The following is a 13,542-nucleotide window of genomic DNA, read 5'->3' on the forward strand; positions in this document are numbered from 1 at the left end:
CGGTACTTGAGTTCCTGCGTTCCGATGTGCCCTGAGGGCCCTCTTCGCATCCAACCACGTACGGTCGGACGGCCGCTCATTACCCATGGGTTACCCAACCGGCGGCAAGCTATGACCGCCCCGCGAAAGCACCCGAGCCAGGGCTTCCACGACTTCGGGCTGGTAGTCGCGGCCGGTACCGAGCCGCAGCCGCTCCAGGGCGTTGAGAGGGCCTCCCGGACCTTCTCCCCTGGCCATCTCGTCGTACGCGTTGGCTGCACGCACGATACGGGCGGTGAGCGGCTGCTCGCGATACGGGTCCGCCTGCCGCTCCACGACCACGGCGACGTCGCCGTTCACCCCCGTCTGACGCACGACGGCGCCCCCGAGCAGCGCGATCCGCCGCTGTTCCGCTTCCGGCAGAGCCGCGGTCGCGCCCGCGGGCATCGGGTCGACGAGGGAGAGCTGCCCGATGTCGTGCATGAGTGCCGCGTGCTCCAGGACGGCGAGGTCGGGCGGGGAGAGACCCAGCTCACGCCCGACGGCGCTGCTGAGCGCGGCGACGCGGCGCGCGTGGCCCTGCGGGGTGTATCCGGCGATCTCGGTGGACCTGGCCAGCGAGGCGATGGTCTGCCGGTAGGTGGTCCGCACGGCCGCGTACCGCCCGAAGGACAGCTGGGTCAGGAGCAGCGGCAGGCTGAACACGGGCAGCGCCCAGAGCCCCGCCACCGCGACCGCGAGCGCCATCACGGCCCCCGTGGCGCAGACGGCGGAACCGATGCCGAGCATGGCCCGCAGCTCGTTCTTCAGGATCGGCCCGAAGGGCATGGGGGCGCCTCCCGTGCCCTTGCGGCCATGGGGAAGGGTGCGGGCGTACGCCATGGCGGCGGCGAGCACCGCGTCGCAGAGGGCAGTCAGGACGAGCAGCGCGACGATGACGACGGCGAAGCCCGGCCCGTGCCCCACCCAATCCTCCAGCTTCCCCGCGTTGTAGAGCGGTTGGAAGCAGGCGGCGGCGAAGCCGACCGTGAGGACGCGCCGCGCCACGTGGTCGCGGGCGCAGCCCCTGCCGAGCGCCACGTGCGGTACGGCACCGACGAGCGCGGCGGCGACCACGACGGCGATCACCTGGAGCACGCCGTGGTGCGTGGGCCGCCCGCCGACCTCCCCGAGCAGGGCGTAGGCGAGCGCGCCCGCCGCTCCGAGCGGCGCGGGCTCCCGGTCTCTCCCTCCGGCCCCGAGGCGGGCCAGTTCCCCCACGGCCACGAGCCCGCCGAAGGCAAGCGCGACCCCGCCTTCGGCCACGCCGTGCCAGAGGGTCCAGCAGAGGGCGAGGAGGGTGAGAATCCCGGCGGAGCCGTAGACGAGGACGCTCACCGTCGCGGGCAGGCGTTCCGCACGGCGACCGGGGTCTCCCCCGCGCAGAGCGGCGCTCACCGCGTCCCCGCCCCGGGGGCAGCGGGAACACCGGACGCCCCGAGGCGGGGCCCGGGGACCACCCCGGCGGTGTCCGAGGTGACCGCCGGGTGCCACCCGTGCCGGTCGAGGGCCCGCTGCAACGCCGCGACCATCGCGGGGTCGAACTGGGACCCCGCGCATTTGGAGAGCTCGGCCAGAGCGGCGGCGACGGGCCGGCCCCGGCGATAGGACCTGGTGGACGTCATGGCGTCGAACGCGTCCGCGACGGCCACCACCCGCGCGAACTCCGGAATCTGCTGCCCCACGAGCCCGTAGGGGTACCCGCTGCCGTCCATCCGCTCGTGGTGGTGCAGGATCGCCGCCCGCGCCTCTCCGAGGAAGCCGATGCCCCGGACCATCTCGTGTCCGTACTCGGGATGCAGCTCGATGACGCGCCGCTCCTCGGGGGTCAGCGGCCCGTCCTTGCGCAGCAGCCGGGTCGGTACGCCGAGTTTGCCGACGTCGTGCAGGATTCCGGCGAACCGCAGGCTCTCCACCCTCTCGTCCGCCATCTCCAGCTCCCGCGCGATCAGCACGGAGGCGTGCCCCACGCGCTCGCTGTGCCCGCGGGTGTACCGGTCCTTGATGTCGACGGCCTGCACGAGCGCCCGGATCGTGGCCTGGTGGGCGGCCCGCTGCCGGTGGTACTGCGCGAAGACCCAGCAGGAGATGCCCATCGGAAGCAGTACGAGCAGCGCGGCGAGCGGCCCGTACGGACTGCGCCAGAGGACCGCCATCATCAGGCCGGCGAGGCCGTGCACGGCGACCGGCGCGAACGACCGCAGGAACAGGCCGCGCCAGGCGGTCTGTACCGGCACGCGTTCCGCGGTGGCCAGGATGCCGCCGTCCAGGACGGTCAGTACGGCGGAGAAGGCGACGACGGCCGCTCCCGCGGGCAGCAGCGCGTACGGGAAATCGGGCGCGGCCACCGCGTCGAGCCCGCCGAGCCCTCCGTACACCCGCGCCGACACCCAGGCGGCCACGGCGAGTTGGGCCGCGCGCCAGACCTTGCGCACCCATCGGGGACGTCGCTCGACGCCGGCGAGCAGCGCTCCCGGCGCCGCGACGAGCGCGGCCGCGGCCGGCGGCAGCAGGAAGACGGCGGCGAGCAGGACGGGGAAGAAGGTGCCGAGGCCGTTCGGTCCGCGGCGGCCGATGACCCGGCACCGCGAGGCCTGCTCGCATCCCGCGTAGAGCCCGGCGAGGAGCCCGAGCGCGCCCCACTGCGTGTGCGAGGTCAGGGCGGGCGCGGCGCAGGCGGCACCGGCCAGGGCGACGCACAGGATGTAGGCCCGAGCCCATGGAGCGATGGACCGCATGGCACTGTCTCCTCCCCCGTGTCCCCGTGTCCCCCCGTGACACGTCCGGAGACTAGAACGGCCGCCCCCCGCTCCGAGCGCCCCCGGCGAAAGTTGGCACGTACGAGTGAAGGCGAACAGAAAAAAGCAGGTCGTGACGGACTTCCGTCACGACCTGCCGCCGTCCAACTACCGTGCGCTCAGGCTTCCTTGGCCCGCAGGCCCGTGGCCTGCACACCGCCTTCGGCGGTCACCGTCTCCACGGTCACGTCGTGCTCGGGAACGGCCTCACCCGAACGGATCAGATCGATGCGGCCCATGACCTTGGCACGCAGATCCGTCGGCACGTCGTCCTGACCGCAACAGCGCTTCACGAGCTTCTTGACCGCCTGCTCCAGGCCGTACTTCTCCAGGCACGGAGAGCACTCCTCGAAGTGCGTCTCGAACTTGGTGCAGTCGCTGTCCGGCATCTCGTGGTCCAGGAACTCGTACAGATGGTCCAGGACTTCACTGCAATCCGTCTCGTGCGGCTCTCCGCAGCTCATGAGCCTGAGCCTTTCGCTTCGTTCGACGACTCTGAGGCGGCGCCGGCGGGGACGAGGCCGCGGTCACGGGCGTAGTCCTCGAGCATGCCGCGCAGTTGGCGACGGCCGCGGTGCAACCGGGACATCACCGTACCGATGGGTGTCCCCATAATGTCCGCGATCTCCTTGTACGCAAAGCCCTCGACATCGGCGAGATAGACGGCGATGCGGAATTCCTCGGGGATCGCCTGGAGGGCGGACTTCACGTCCGAGTCCGGCAGGTGGTCGAGCGCCTGCGACTCGGCCGAGCGCAGACCGGTGGACATGTGCGACTCGGCACGCGCGAGCTGCCAGTCCTCGATCTCCTCGGCGGCGCTGCGCTGGGGCTCGCGCTGCTTCTTGCGGTACGAGTTGATGAACGTGTTGGTGAGGATGCGGTACAGCCAGGCCTTGAGGTTGGTGCCCTCACGGAACTGGTGGAACGACGCGTACGCCTTGGCGTAGGTCTCCTGCACCAGGTCCTCCGCGTCCGCCGGGTTGCGCGTCATGCGCAGCGCCGCCGAGTACATCTGGTCGAGGAAGCCCAGGGCGTCCCGCTCGAAGCGGGCCGTGCGCTCCGCCGATGTCTCGGCGCCTCCGTCGGGTCGCTCCGCCTGGCCGTGCTCGGCCTCTGCGTCGGTCCCAGTGACCGGACCCACCTCCTCCAAAGACGTGATGGAACCGAAAGCAGTCCCACTCGAATCGGAGGATAGACGACGATCCGGTCCCGCCGCCGCCCGAACAGGGGCGGCCTTGGGCGCGCTCAGCACCGTCCATTCCAGGTCAGGGGCGCTGGAGCGAGCCGGGCAGATGGTCGAACCCATGCGGCTGACTTCCTCTCGTACCAACAGCGTTTAGCTTCTGTTCGGCACAACAGAGGTCACGCATCCAACATTCCCGCCCACCGCGTGACACCGTCCGTGATGAGCGTCATGGCTTCGGCCTCCCCGGTGCCGGCGCGTTTGGGAATAGCGAAGCCATGATCGCCGTGGGGAACCTCCACCAGCTCGTACGTCCCCGCGGGGAACTCGGCGGGCTTCCCGAAGGGGTCGTTGCCGCCCTGCACGACGAGGGTCGGCACCCCGGCGCCGAGGAGCTCGTCCGCGCGGGACTTCTCCGGCTTGCCCGGAGGGTGCAGGGGGAAGCTGAGGGCGAGCACGGCGGCGGCGCCCAGTTCGGTGGCGGTGCGGCACGCGACGCGGGCTCCGGCGCTGCGGCCGCCCGCGATCACCGGGAGGCCGGGCTTCGCCACAGCGGGCCACAGGCCGCGCCAGCCCACGTCCAGCGTCTTCGGCGCGGGCGCCAGCTTCTTGCCCGCCACACGCCAGGGCTGCTCCACGAGGGCGACAGTGACGCCGTGCGCCGGCAGAGCGGCGGCGATGGCCCGCAGATCACGGGCCTCGATGCCGCCGCCTGCGCCGTGGCTCACGGCGAGCACCATGCGGGCCTTGCCCTTCGGGGCGGGGTGCCAGGTGATGCGTGCCTCACCGGCGTCGGTCTCGACGATCTCGCTCTTGGTCACGTCAGAAGAGTGTGCCCTCTTCGGGGCCGTCCAGCTCCTTGAGCAGCTCCGGCCCGTTGTTGCGGACGTTGCTGACGGCCGTCGACACCGGGTAGGCCCGCATCAGGCCGTGCGGCGGGGGCTCCAGGAGCGTCCGCAGGTCCTCGGGGTCCGTGCGCGACGGGTCCAGCCAGGCGTCCCAGCGGTCCGGCGTCAGCATCAGGGGCATCCGCGGATGGATGTCGTGCAGCGAGCGCGGGCCTTCCTCCGGGGCGACGGCGAGGGGCGCGGTCTCCGCCTCCGTGGTGATCACCGTGCACGTCACCCACCAGGCGAGGGGGTGCTCGTCGGGGAGCGTCTTGTCGCGCCAGAACTCGTACAGCCCCGCCATCGCGAAGACCGAGCCGTCGGCGGGCGTCACGAAGTACGGCTGCTTGCGGGGGCGCTTCTTCTTGCCCTCGACCTCGAGTTCCCGCTCGCCGGTGCCGGTGACCCACTCGTAGTAGCCGTCGGCCGGGATGACGCAGCGGCGGGTGGCGAAGGCCCGGCGGTACGAGGGCTTCTCGTGGACGGTCTCCGCGCGGGCGTTGATCATCCGGGCGCCGCCCTCGGGCGTCTTGGACCAGGACGGGACGAGCCCCCACTTGAGCGTGCGCAGCTGGCGAACCGGGCGGGGGTCTTCCGCGTCTTTCACAGGACGGTCGAGGACCGCGTAGACCTCCTTCGTGGGAGCCACGTTGAAGTCGGGCGCCAGCGCCTCCTCCGGCTCCCACTTCTCGATCTCGAAAATTCCCGCGAGATCCTCGGGCCTACGACTCGATGCATACCGTCCGCACATACGTGCCAGACTGCCAGACCCCGTACGACCAGAGGAGCCGGTCCAGACAATGGCCCACGCAACGGAAGTCACCGCGAACGCCAGCCTGACCGACCTCTGGGACCGGGTCTTCGGCACGCAGGCGGCCCCCGACGAGTGGCTGGTGATCGCCACCGGCCTCGTCGCCCTCGCCGTCGTCGTCCCGCACGGCATCTGGCGGGTCGCCCGCAACGCCATCACCATCGCGCACGAGGGCGGCCACGGCCTGGTCGCCCTGCTCACCGGCCGCCGCCTCGACGGCATCCGGCTGCACTCCGACACCAGCGGCCTGACCGTCTCCCGCGGCAAGCCCACCGGTCTCGGCATGATCCTCACCGCGGCATCGGGCTACACCGCGCCGCCCCTGCTCGGCCTGGCGGGCGCCGCACTCCTGGCCGCCGACCACATCACGGCGTTCCTGTGGATCGCGACGGCACTGCTCCTCGTGATGCTCGTCATGATCCGGAACGCGTACGGCGCCCTCACCATGATCATCACCGGCGGCACCTTCCTGCTCGTCTCCTGGCTGACCAGCTCGCAGGTGCAGGCGGCGTTCGCGTACGCGGCGGTGTGGTTCCTGCTCCTGGGCGGCGTACGTCCGGCCTTCGAGCTCCAGTCCAAGCGCAGGCGCGGCGGTGCGGGCGACTCGGACGCGGACCAGCTCTCCCGGCTCACGCACGTCCCCGCGGGGATGTGGCTCTTCCTCTTCCACGCCGTCTCACTGTGCTCACTGATAGGCGGCGGGCGCTGGCTGCTCGGCCTCTGAGCAGCGCGCCTGCGCCGTAACCGTGAGCCACTAAAGTGTTGGGCATGACCGTAAACCCAGCGCACGACACCCTCTGGCCAGCCCCGCACGCGAGCGGAGCCGTCGCCGCGACGGTCCATGTGCCCGGGTCCAAATCGGTCACCAACCGCGGCCTCGTCCTCGCCGCCCTCGCCGCCGAGCCCGGCTGGCTGCGCCGACCGCTGCGCTCGCGCGACACTCTGCTGATGGCGGGCGCCCTGCGCGCACTCGGCGTCGGCATCGAGGAAGGCGTCGGCCCGGACGGCTCCGGCGAGGCCTGGCGGATCATCCCCTCCGGCCTGCACGGTCCCGCCACGGTCGACGTCGGCAACGCCGGCACGGTCATGCGCTTCCTGCCCCCGGTCGCCGCCCTCGCCGACGGCGCGATCCGCTTCGACGGCGACCCCCGTTCGTACGAGCGTCCGCTGCACGGCGTGATCGACGCCCTGCGCGCGCTCGGCGCCCGTATCGACGACGATGGTCGCGGCGCGCTGCCGCTGACCGTGCACGGCGGCGGTGCCCTCGACGGCGGCCCGGTCGAGATCGACGCCTCCTCGTCCTCCCAGTTCGTCAGCGCCCTGCTGCTCTCGGGCCCGCGCTTCAACCAGGGTGTCGAGGTGCGTCACACCGGCTCCGCCCTGCCCTCCATGCCGCACATCCGGATGACCGTCGACATGCTCCGCGCGGTCGGCGCCCAGGTGGACACCCCGGAGTCGGGCGGCGAGCCGAACGTGTGGCGGGTCACCCCCGGCGCCCTGCTCGGCCGCGATCTGACCGTCGAGCCTGACCTCTCCAACGCCCAGCCGTTCCTGGCCGCCGCCCTTGTGACCGGCGGCCGGGTGACGATCCCGGACTGGCCCGCGCACACCACACAGCCCGGCGACAAGCTGCGGGAGATCTTCACCGAGATGGGCGGTTCCTGTGAACTGACCGCGCAGGGTCTCGTGTTCACCGGCTCCGGCTCGATCCACGGCATCGACGTGGACCTGAGCGAGGTCGGCGAACTCACCCCCGGCATCGCGGCCGTCGCGGCCCTCGCCGACTCCCCCTCGACCCTGCGCGGCGTCGCCCACCTGCGACTGCACGAGACGGACCGCCTCGCGGCCCTCACCAAGGAGATCAACGGTCTCGGCGGCGACGTCACCGAGACCGCCGACGGCCTGCACATCCGGCCGCGCCGACTGCACGGCGGGGTCTTCCACACGTACGACGACCACCGCATGGCCACCGCAGGCGCCATCATCGGCCTGGCCGTGGAGGACGTGCAGATCGAGAACGTCGCGACGACGGCGAAGACGCTGCCCGACTTCCCCGACCTCTGGACCGGAATGCTCGGGAACTGACGGGCGGAACCAGAACATGCGCCGCTACGGAAAGAACCCCGACGAGGACGACATCCGCGTCCGCCCCAACCGCAAGGGCAACCGCCCGCGCACCCACATCAGGCCCAAGCACGAGGACGCGTCGGACGGCATGGTCCTCACCGTCGACCGTGGCCGCCTGACCGTCCTGGTCGACGACCGGATCGTGATGGCCATGAAGGCCCGCGAACTGGGCCGCAAGGCCGCCGTGGTGGGCGACCGCGTCTCGCTCGTCGGTGATCTCTCCGGCAAGAAGGACACCCTCGCGCGCATCGTGCGCATCTCGCCGCGCACGTCGGTCCTGCGGCGGACGGCCGACGACGACGACCCGTACGAGCGGGTGGTCGTCGCCAACGCCGACCAGCTGGCCATCGTCACCGCCCTCGCCGACCCGGAGCCGCGCACGCGCCTGATCGACCGCTGCATCGTGGCGGCGTACGACGGCGGTCTCACCCCGCTCCTCGTCCTGACCAAGTCCGACCTGGCGTCCGCCGACAAGATCCTGGAGACCTACTCCACGCTCGACATGCCCTACGTCGTCACCAGCCGCGAGGAGTTCACCGACGACGCGGAGCTCGCCCGGGTGCACGAGGTGCTCGACGGCAAGATCACCGCGTTCGTGGGGCACTCCGGTGTGGGCAAGACGACGCTGGTCAACGCCCTGGTCCCGGAGGAGCGCAGGCGCAGCACCGGGCACGTCAACGCCGTCACGGGCCGCGGCCGGCACACCACCACGTCGGCGCTCGCGCTGCCGCTGGCGGGCTCGTCCGGCGGCTGGGTGGTCGACACGCCCGGCGTGCGCTCCTTCGGCCTGCACCACGTCGACCCGTCCCGCGTCATCCTCGCCTTCCCCGACCTGGTGCCGGGGACGGAGGAGTGTCCGCGCGCGTGCAGCCACGACGAGCCCGACTGCGCTCTCGACGCGTGGGTGGCGGAGGGACACGCGGACCCCGCGCGTCTTTACTCGCTGCGCAGGCTCCTGGCGACCCGTGAGCGACGCGAGGGCGACTGACCTCACCGTTGTTTGCGCCCTGGGCGGCGCGGCAAAGGCATAATCGCACCAAGCCTGCGCCAAGCCCGTACCAAGCGAGGCGAAGCGGTCACCGGACGTACAGATGCGGGAGGCAGATACATGGCGTGGCTGCTGGTCATCGTCGCGGGGTTCCTGGAGACCGGTTTCGCGGTCTGCCTCAAGCTCTCGCACGGCTTCACCCGGCTCTGGCCGACGATCACCTTCGCGGCGTTCGCCCTCGGCAGCTTCGGTCTGCTCACACTCGCGCTGCGCAAGCTCGACGTGGGTCCGGCGTACGCGGTCTGGACGGGCATCGGCGCCGCGGGCACCGCGATCTACGGAATGGTTTTCCTCGGCGACGTGGTCTCCACGCTCAAGATCGTCTCCATCACGCTGGTGATCGCCGGCGTCATCGGCCTCCAACTGTCGGGCTCGGCGCACTGACCCGCCGGTGACGCGGGCCCCTCAGGGGCCGTCGACGGGGACCTTTCAGGCGCCGGTCCAGCGCCCGAGGACCCCTCGTACCAGCTCCACGGCATCCTCGCCCGCGGGCGAGGGCGCGACGACGTACGACAACGCCATCCGCACGGCGCTCTCGCACGCCAAGGCCAACTCCTCCGTGTCCTTCGGCCGGGCCCTGCCGTCGAGCGCGTTCACCGCCTTGTCCCGGACGAGGGCGAGCAGTTCGGCGGGCGACGGGACGCCCGCGTCCGCGCGACGCTGTGCCGGTACGGGCGACGCGGAGACTCCCGGCCTGGTCGGCGCGGGCAGGCGTTCGCCCCAGCAGCCGGTGAGCATGGCGCGCGTGAGTTCGTTCCCGCGCGCGGCGGCGATCGTCCAGGCGCTCACGGCGGCGAGCCGGTCCACCGGACCGCCCTCGACGGCCAACGCGCTCTCCACGCCGTGCAGATAGGCGTCGCTCTCGCGCCGGAGCAGGGCGCGGGCAAGGCCGTCCTTGCTGCCGAACTCGTTGTAGAGCGTCTGCCGGGACACCCCGGCGGTGGCCGCGACATCGACCATGCGGACTGCTGGCCACGGCCGGCGTGCCAGCGCCGTGGCGGCCGCGTCCAGTAAGGATTCCCGTGCTGCAGGCATCGTCGCCTCCCGGGGCCGAAGCGGCTCTGCGGCCAGCGTTGACGTGCTCGGAGGCGGTGTCAATAGCTCCGGCGCGACCTCGCACGGGATACGTCATGTCCCGCGATGACGCGGACATACGGCGCTGTGGCTCAGCCACAACGGGATCGATACTGTTCACTCATGCCCGACTACCACGATGATCTGCGTCTCGCCCACGTCCTCGCGGACGCCGCCGACGCCGCGACGATGGACCGGTTCAAGGCCCTCGACCTGAAGGTCGAGACCAAGCCGGACATGACGCCGGTGAGCGAGGCGGACAAATCGGCCGAGGAGCTGATCCGGTCGAACCTCAAGCGGGGACGGCCGCGCGACGCGATCCTCGGCGAGGAGTTCGGCGTCGAGGGCACGGGGCCGCGCCGCTGGGTGATCGACCCGATCGACGGCACCAAGAACTACGTACGCGGAGTGCCGGTCTGGGCCACGCTGATCTCCCTGATGGAGGCGGGCGAAGGGGGCTACCAGCCGGTGGTGGGTGTCGTGTCGGCGCCCGCGCTCGGGCGGCGCTGGTGGGCCGCGAAGGGCGCCGGCGCGTACACCGGACGCAGCCTGACCTCCGCGACCAGGCTGCACGCCTCGAAGGTGGCACGGCTCCAGGACGCGTCCTTCGCGTACTCCTCGCTCACGGGCTGGGAGGAGCAGGGCCGCCTCGACGGGTTCATGGACCTCACGCGCGCGGTCTGGCGCACCCGCGGGTACGGCGACTTCTGGCCGTACATGATGGTCGCCGAGGGGTCGGTCGACATCTGCGCCGAGCCCGAGCTCTCGCTCTGGGACATGGCGGCGACCGCGATCATCGTGACCGAGGCGGGCGGCACCTTCACCGGCCTCGACGGCGCTCCGGGCCCGCACAGCGGCAACGCGGCCGCGTCGAACGGCCTGCTCCACGACGAGCTGCTCGGCTACCTCAACCAGCGCTACTGAGGCGCACGCCCCCGCGCGTCCCTCCACGCACACGCCCTGAACCGGCAGCACGCGCCCCCTTGTTGACGACCCGCATGGCTGCGACTCTGAGAGTCCCCCCACTTGTGAACTTGTGAATCGCTTCTCTTGCGGTCCACTCAGGAGGTGGCTCAAGCCCATGCTCGTCCGCGACGCCATGAGCACGATGGTCCTCACCATCGGTCCCGCCCACACACTGCGCCAGGCGGCCAGGCTGATGTCGACGCGCCGCGTCGGCGCGGCCGTCGTCCTCGACGCCGACACCGCCCTAGGAATCCTGACCGAGCGCGACGTCCTCATCTCGCTGGGCCTCGGGCAGAACCCCGACACCGAGACCGCGGGCACCCACACCACGACCGAAGTCGTCTTCGCCACCCCGTCCTGGACCCTGGAGGAAGCGGCCGACGCCATGTCGCACGGCGGCTTCCGGCACCTGATCGTCCTGGAGGACAACGAACCCGCCGGCATCGTCTCGGTCCGCGACATCATCCGCTGCTGGGCACCGGGCAGGAGCGGCGTGCCGAGCCTCACCGCGTGAACGAAAGGCGGGCCGGACCCGAAGGGGCCCGGCCCGCCTTTCTCCCTACGGCAAGCGATCTCAGCCGCGAAGGGCCTGGACCGCGGCTTCGAGGCGCTTGCCGAAGTCACCGTCCGCCTGGCGGAAGTTGTCGATGGCGCGCTCCACGATGTCCTCGCGCGAGACCTTGGCGAGGAAGCCCGACAGATTGTCGATCAGGCGCCCCTTCTCGTCCTCGGACATCAGGCGGTAGAGGTTGCCCGCCTGCACGAAGTCGTTGTCCTCGGCGTGCCGGGGCGTCTCGTGGTTGCCGGTGGCACCGGTGACGGGGACGGGCTGCCAGAGCGGCCGGTCCGTCTGGAAGGGCCCGCCGAAGCTGTTCGGCTCGTAGTTCTTCGCGCCCTTGTGGCGGCCGTCGTACAGGAAGCCGTCACGGGAGTTGGTGCGCGCCTCGGTGGCGTGCGGGCGGTTCACCGGCAGGTGGTCGGCGTTGATGCCGACGCGGTAGCGGTGGGCGTCGCCGTACGCGAAGAGACGGCCCTGGAGCATCTTGTCCGGGGACGGGCCGATGCCGGGCACGAAGTGGGCGGGGCTGAAGATGGACTGCTCGACCTCGGCGAAGACGTTCTCCGGGTTGCGGTTGAGCTCCAGCTTGCCGATCTCGATCGGCGGGTAGTCCGCGTGCGGCCACACCTTGGTGAGGTCGAACGGGTTGAAGCGGTAGGTCACCGCGTCCGCCGCGGGCATGATCTGCACCTGCACGGTCCAGGACGGGAACTCGCCGCGCTCGATCGACTCGCGCAGATCGCGCTGGTGGGAGTCGGGGTCCTCACCGGCGAGCTTGTTGGCCTCGTCCTGGGTGAGGTTCTTGATGCCCTGGTCGGTCTTGAAGTGGTACTTGACCCAGAAGACCTCGCCGGCCTCGTTGTTCCACTGGAACGTGTGCGATCCGAAGCCGTCCATGTGGCGGTACGAGGCGGGGATGCCGCGGTCGCCGAAGAGCCAGGTCACCTGGTGGGTGCTCTCCGGGCTGAGGCCCCAGAAGTCCCAGACGTTGTCCGCCTCCTGCGAGCCCGTGTACGGGTCCCGCTTCTGGGTGTGGATGAAGTCGGGGAACTTGATGGCGTCCCGGATGAAGAAGACCGGGGTGTTGTTGCCGACGAGGTCGTAGTTGCCCTCTTCGGTGTAGAACTTCAGCGCCCAGCCGCGCGGGTCGCGCACCGCGTCGGCCGCACCGAGGTTGCCCGCCACGGTCGAGAAACGCAGGAACGTCTCGGTCTGCTTGCCGACCTCGGAGAGGAACTTGGCCCGCGTCCACTGCGAGACGTCACGGGTGAGCGTGAAGGTGCCGTACGCACCCGCGCCGCGGGCGTGCACGACGCGCTCCGGGATGCGCTCGCGGTTGAAGTGGGCGAGCTTCTCCAGGAGGAGCTGGTCCTGCACGAGCACCGGTCCGCCGAGGCCCGCGGTCTCGCTTTGCTGGTTGTCGGCGACCGGGGCTCCGGCCTCCGTGGTGAGCGGTCCCTGCGTCACGTGCGCCTCCTGCGTCATTTCCTGCAAGTCCTGTCCTTAGGCGTTGCCCCTGGCTTCGGCCGGTGCCCCGGCCTCCGCTGAATCTGATCCTACGATAGACATTGTCTAAGTCAAGTAAATATCCAAAGTCACACAGGGTCGGGAGTTAGCCTCTTCGCCTGCTAGGCTGGTTTTCATGAGCGACCTGTTGGAACGCCTGCGCGGACGCGGCTGGCGCATGACCGCGCAGCGACGCGTCGTGGCCGAGGTCCTCGACGGGGATCACGTACACCTGACCGCGGACGAGGTGCACGCCCGCGCCGTGGACAAGCTCCCCGAGATCTCCCGGGCGACCGTCTACAACACCCTGGGCGAGCTGGTGACCCTCGGCGAGGTCCTCGAAGTCTCGACGGACCGCAGGGCCAAGCGGTATGACCCGAACGCCCACCGCCCTCACCAGCACCTGGTGTGCGCGCAGTGCGGCACGATCCGCGACGTCCACCCCACGGGCAACCCGCTGAGCAGCCTCCCCGACTCGGAACGCTTCGGCTTCACGATCGAGGGCGCGGACGTCACGTACAGGGGCACGTGCCCGAGCTGCGCGGGGGCGTAGAGCTTCAGCTCA

General features: G+C 70.9%; 15 protein-coding genes. 7 read left to right on the top strand and 8 right to left on the bottom strand.

Going from position 1 to position 13,542, the window contains the following annotated elements; all coding sequences use genetic code 11:
- Positions 1–90: 90 nt before the first annotated feature.
- From IE226_RS16715 to IE226_RS16740, 6 genes are all read right to left on the bottom strand, one after another.
- A complete protein-coding gene (locus IE226_RS16715; protein ID WP_373306965.1) occupies positions 91–1,416 on the bottom strand; it encodes an HD-GYP domain-containing protein in 1,326 nt (441 codons plus the stop codon).
- The gene (locus IE226_RS16720) at positions 1,413–2,756 is read right to left on the bottom strand and encodes an HD-GYP domain-containing protein (RefSeq protein WP_190082023.1); all 1,344 of its coding nucleotides are present in this window, start codon (positions 2,754–2,756) and stop codon (positions 1,413–1,415) included. The genes IE226_RS16715 and IE226_RS16720 overlap by 4 nt, the downstream gene beginning before the upstream one ends.
- Before the next feature lie 179 nt (positions 2,757–2,935).
- The gene (gene rsrA, locus IE226_RS16725; RefSeq protein WP_190082024.1) at positions 2,936–3,280 is read right to left on the bottom strand and encodes a mycothiol system anti-sigma-R factor; all 345 of its coding nucleotides are present in this window, start codon (positions 3,278–3,280) and stop codon (positions 2,936–2,938) included.
- Positions 3,277–3,957, bottom strand: a complete 681-nt coding sequence (locus IE226_RS16730) for a sigma-70 family RNA polymerase sigma factor (RefSeq protein WP_190082025.1) — start codon at positions 3,955–3,957, stop codon at positions 3,277–3,279. The genes rsrA and IE226_RS16730 overlap by 4 nt, the downstream gene beginning before the upstream one ends.
- A 221-nt stretch (positions 3,958–4,178) precedes the next feature.
- Complete coding sequence (locus IE226_RS16735; protein WP_190082026.1) at positions 4,179–4,820, bottom strand: alpha/beta hydrolase family protein; 642 nt, start codon at positions 4,818–4,820, stop codon at positions 4,179–4,181.
- Between the two features lies 1 nt (position 4,821).
- Positions 4,822–5,637, bottom strand: coding sequence for an SOS response-associated peptidase (locus IE226_RS16740; protein WP_190082027.1), 816 nt, complete (start codon positions 5,635–5,637; stop codon positions 4,822–4,824).
- A gap of 49 nt (positions 5,638–5,686) precedes the next feature.
- Here IE226_RS16740 and IE226_RS16745 point away from each other — a divergent pair, with 49 nt between their 5' ends.
- From IE226_RS16745 to IE226_RS16760, 4 genes are all read left to right on the top strand, one after another.
- Positions 5,687–6,421, top strand: a complete 735-nt coding sequence (locus IE226_RS16745; protein WP_190082028.1) for a M50 family metallopeptidase — start codon at positions 5,687–5,689, stop codon at positions 6,419–6,421.
- A 44-nt stretch (positions 6,422–6,465) separates the two neighbouring features.
- The gene (gene aroA / locus IE226_RS16750) at positions 6,466–7,782 is read left to right on the top strand and encodes a 3-phosphoshikimate 1-carboxyvinyltransferase (RefSeq protein WP_190082029.1); all 1,317 of its coding nucleotides are present in this window, start codon (positions 6,466–6,468) and stop codon (positions 7,780–7,782) included.
- Between the two features lie 16 nt (positions 7,783–7,798).
- The gene (gene rsgA / locus IE226_RS16755; protein WP_190082030.1) at positions 7,799–8,812 is read left to right on the top strand and encodes a ribosome small subunit-dependent GTPase A; all 1,014 of its coding nucleotides are present in this window, start codon (positions 7,799–7,801) and stop codon (positions 8,810–8,812) included.
- 120 nt (positions 8,813–8,932) lie between these two features.
- A complete protein-coding gene (locus tag IE226_RS16760; RefSeq protein WP_190082031.1) occupies positions 8,933–9,256 on the top strand; it encodes a DMT family transporter in 324 nt (107 codons plus the stop codon).
- A gap of 45 nt (positions 9,257–9,301) precedes the next feature.
- Here IE226_RS16760 and IE226_RS16765 read toward each other — a convergent pair whose 3' ends face one another.
- Complete coding sequence (locus tag IE226_RS16765) at positions 9,302–9,907, bottom strand: TetR/AcrR family transcriptional regulator (protein WP_190082032.1); 606 nt, start codon at positions 9,905–9,907, stop codon at positions 9,302–9,304.
- A 162-nt stretch (positions 9,908–10,069) separates the two neighbouring features.
- Here IE226_RS16765 and hisN point away from each other — a divergent pair, with 162 nt between their 5' ends.
- Together hisN and IE226_RS16775 are read left to right on the top strand one after the other, a co-directional pair.
- A complete protein-coding gene (gene hisN, locus IE226_RS16770; RefSeq protein ID WP_190082033.1) occupies positions 10,070–10,870 on the top strand; it encodes a histidinol-phosphatase in 801 nt (266 codons plus the stop codon).
- A gap of 157 nt (positions 10,871–11,027) precedes the next feature.
- A complete protein-coding gene (locus tag IE226_RS16775) occupies positions 11,028–11,426 on the top strand; it encodes a CBS domain-containing protein (protein ID WP_190082034.1) in 399 nt (132 codons plus the stop codon).
- Positions 11,427–11,486: 60 nt separating this feature from the next.
- Here IE226_RS16775 and IE226_RS16780 read toward each other — a convergent pair whose 3' ends face one another.
- Positions 11,487–12,956 carry a catalase gene (locus tag IE226_RS16780; RefSeq protein ID WP_190082189.1) on the bottom strand — a complete coding sequence of 490 codons (1,470 nt, stop codon included), beginning with the start codon at positions 12,954–12,956 and terminating at the stop codon, positions 11,487–11,489.
- A 157-nt stretch (positions 12,957–13,113) separates the two neighbouring features.
- Here IE226_RS16780 and IE226_RS16785 point away from each other — a divergent pair, with 157 nt between their 5' ends.
- Positions 13,114–13,530 carry a Fur family transcriptional regulator gene (locus IE226_RS16785; RefSeq protein WP_190082035.1) on the top strand — a complete coding sequence of 139 codons (417 nt, stop codon included), beginning with the start codon at positions 13,114–13,116 and terminating at the stop codon, positions 13,528–13,530.
- The last annotated feature ends 12 nt before the right edge of the window (positions 13,531–13,542 follow it).

This window comes from Streptomyces longisporoflavus, assembly GCF_014649775.1.
Lineage (GTDB): Bacteria > Actinomycetota > Actinomycetes > Streptomycetales > Streptomycetaceae > Streptomyces > Streptomyces longisporoflavus.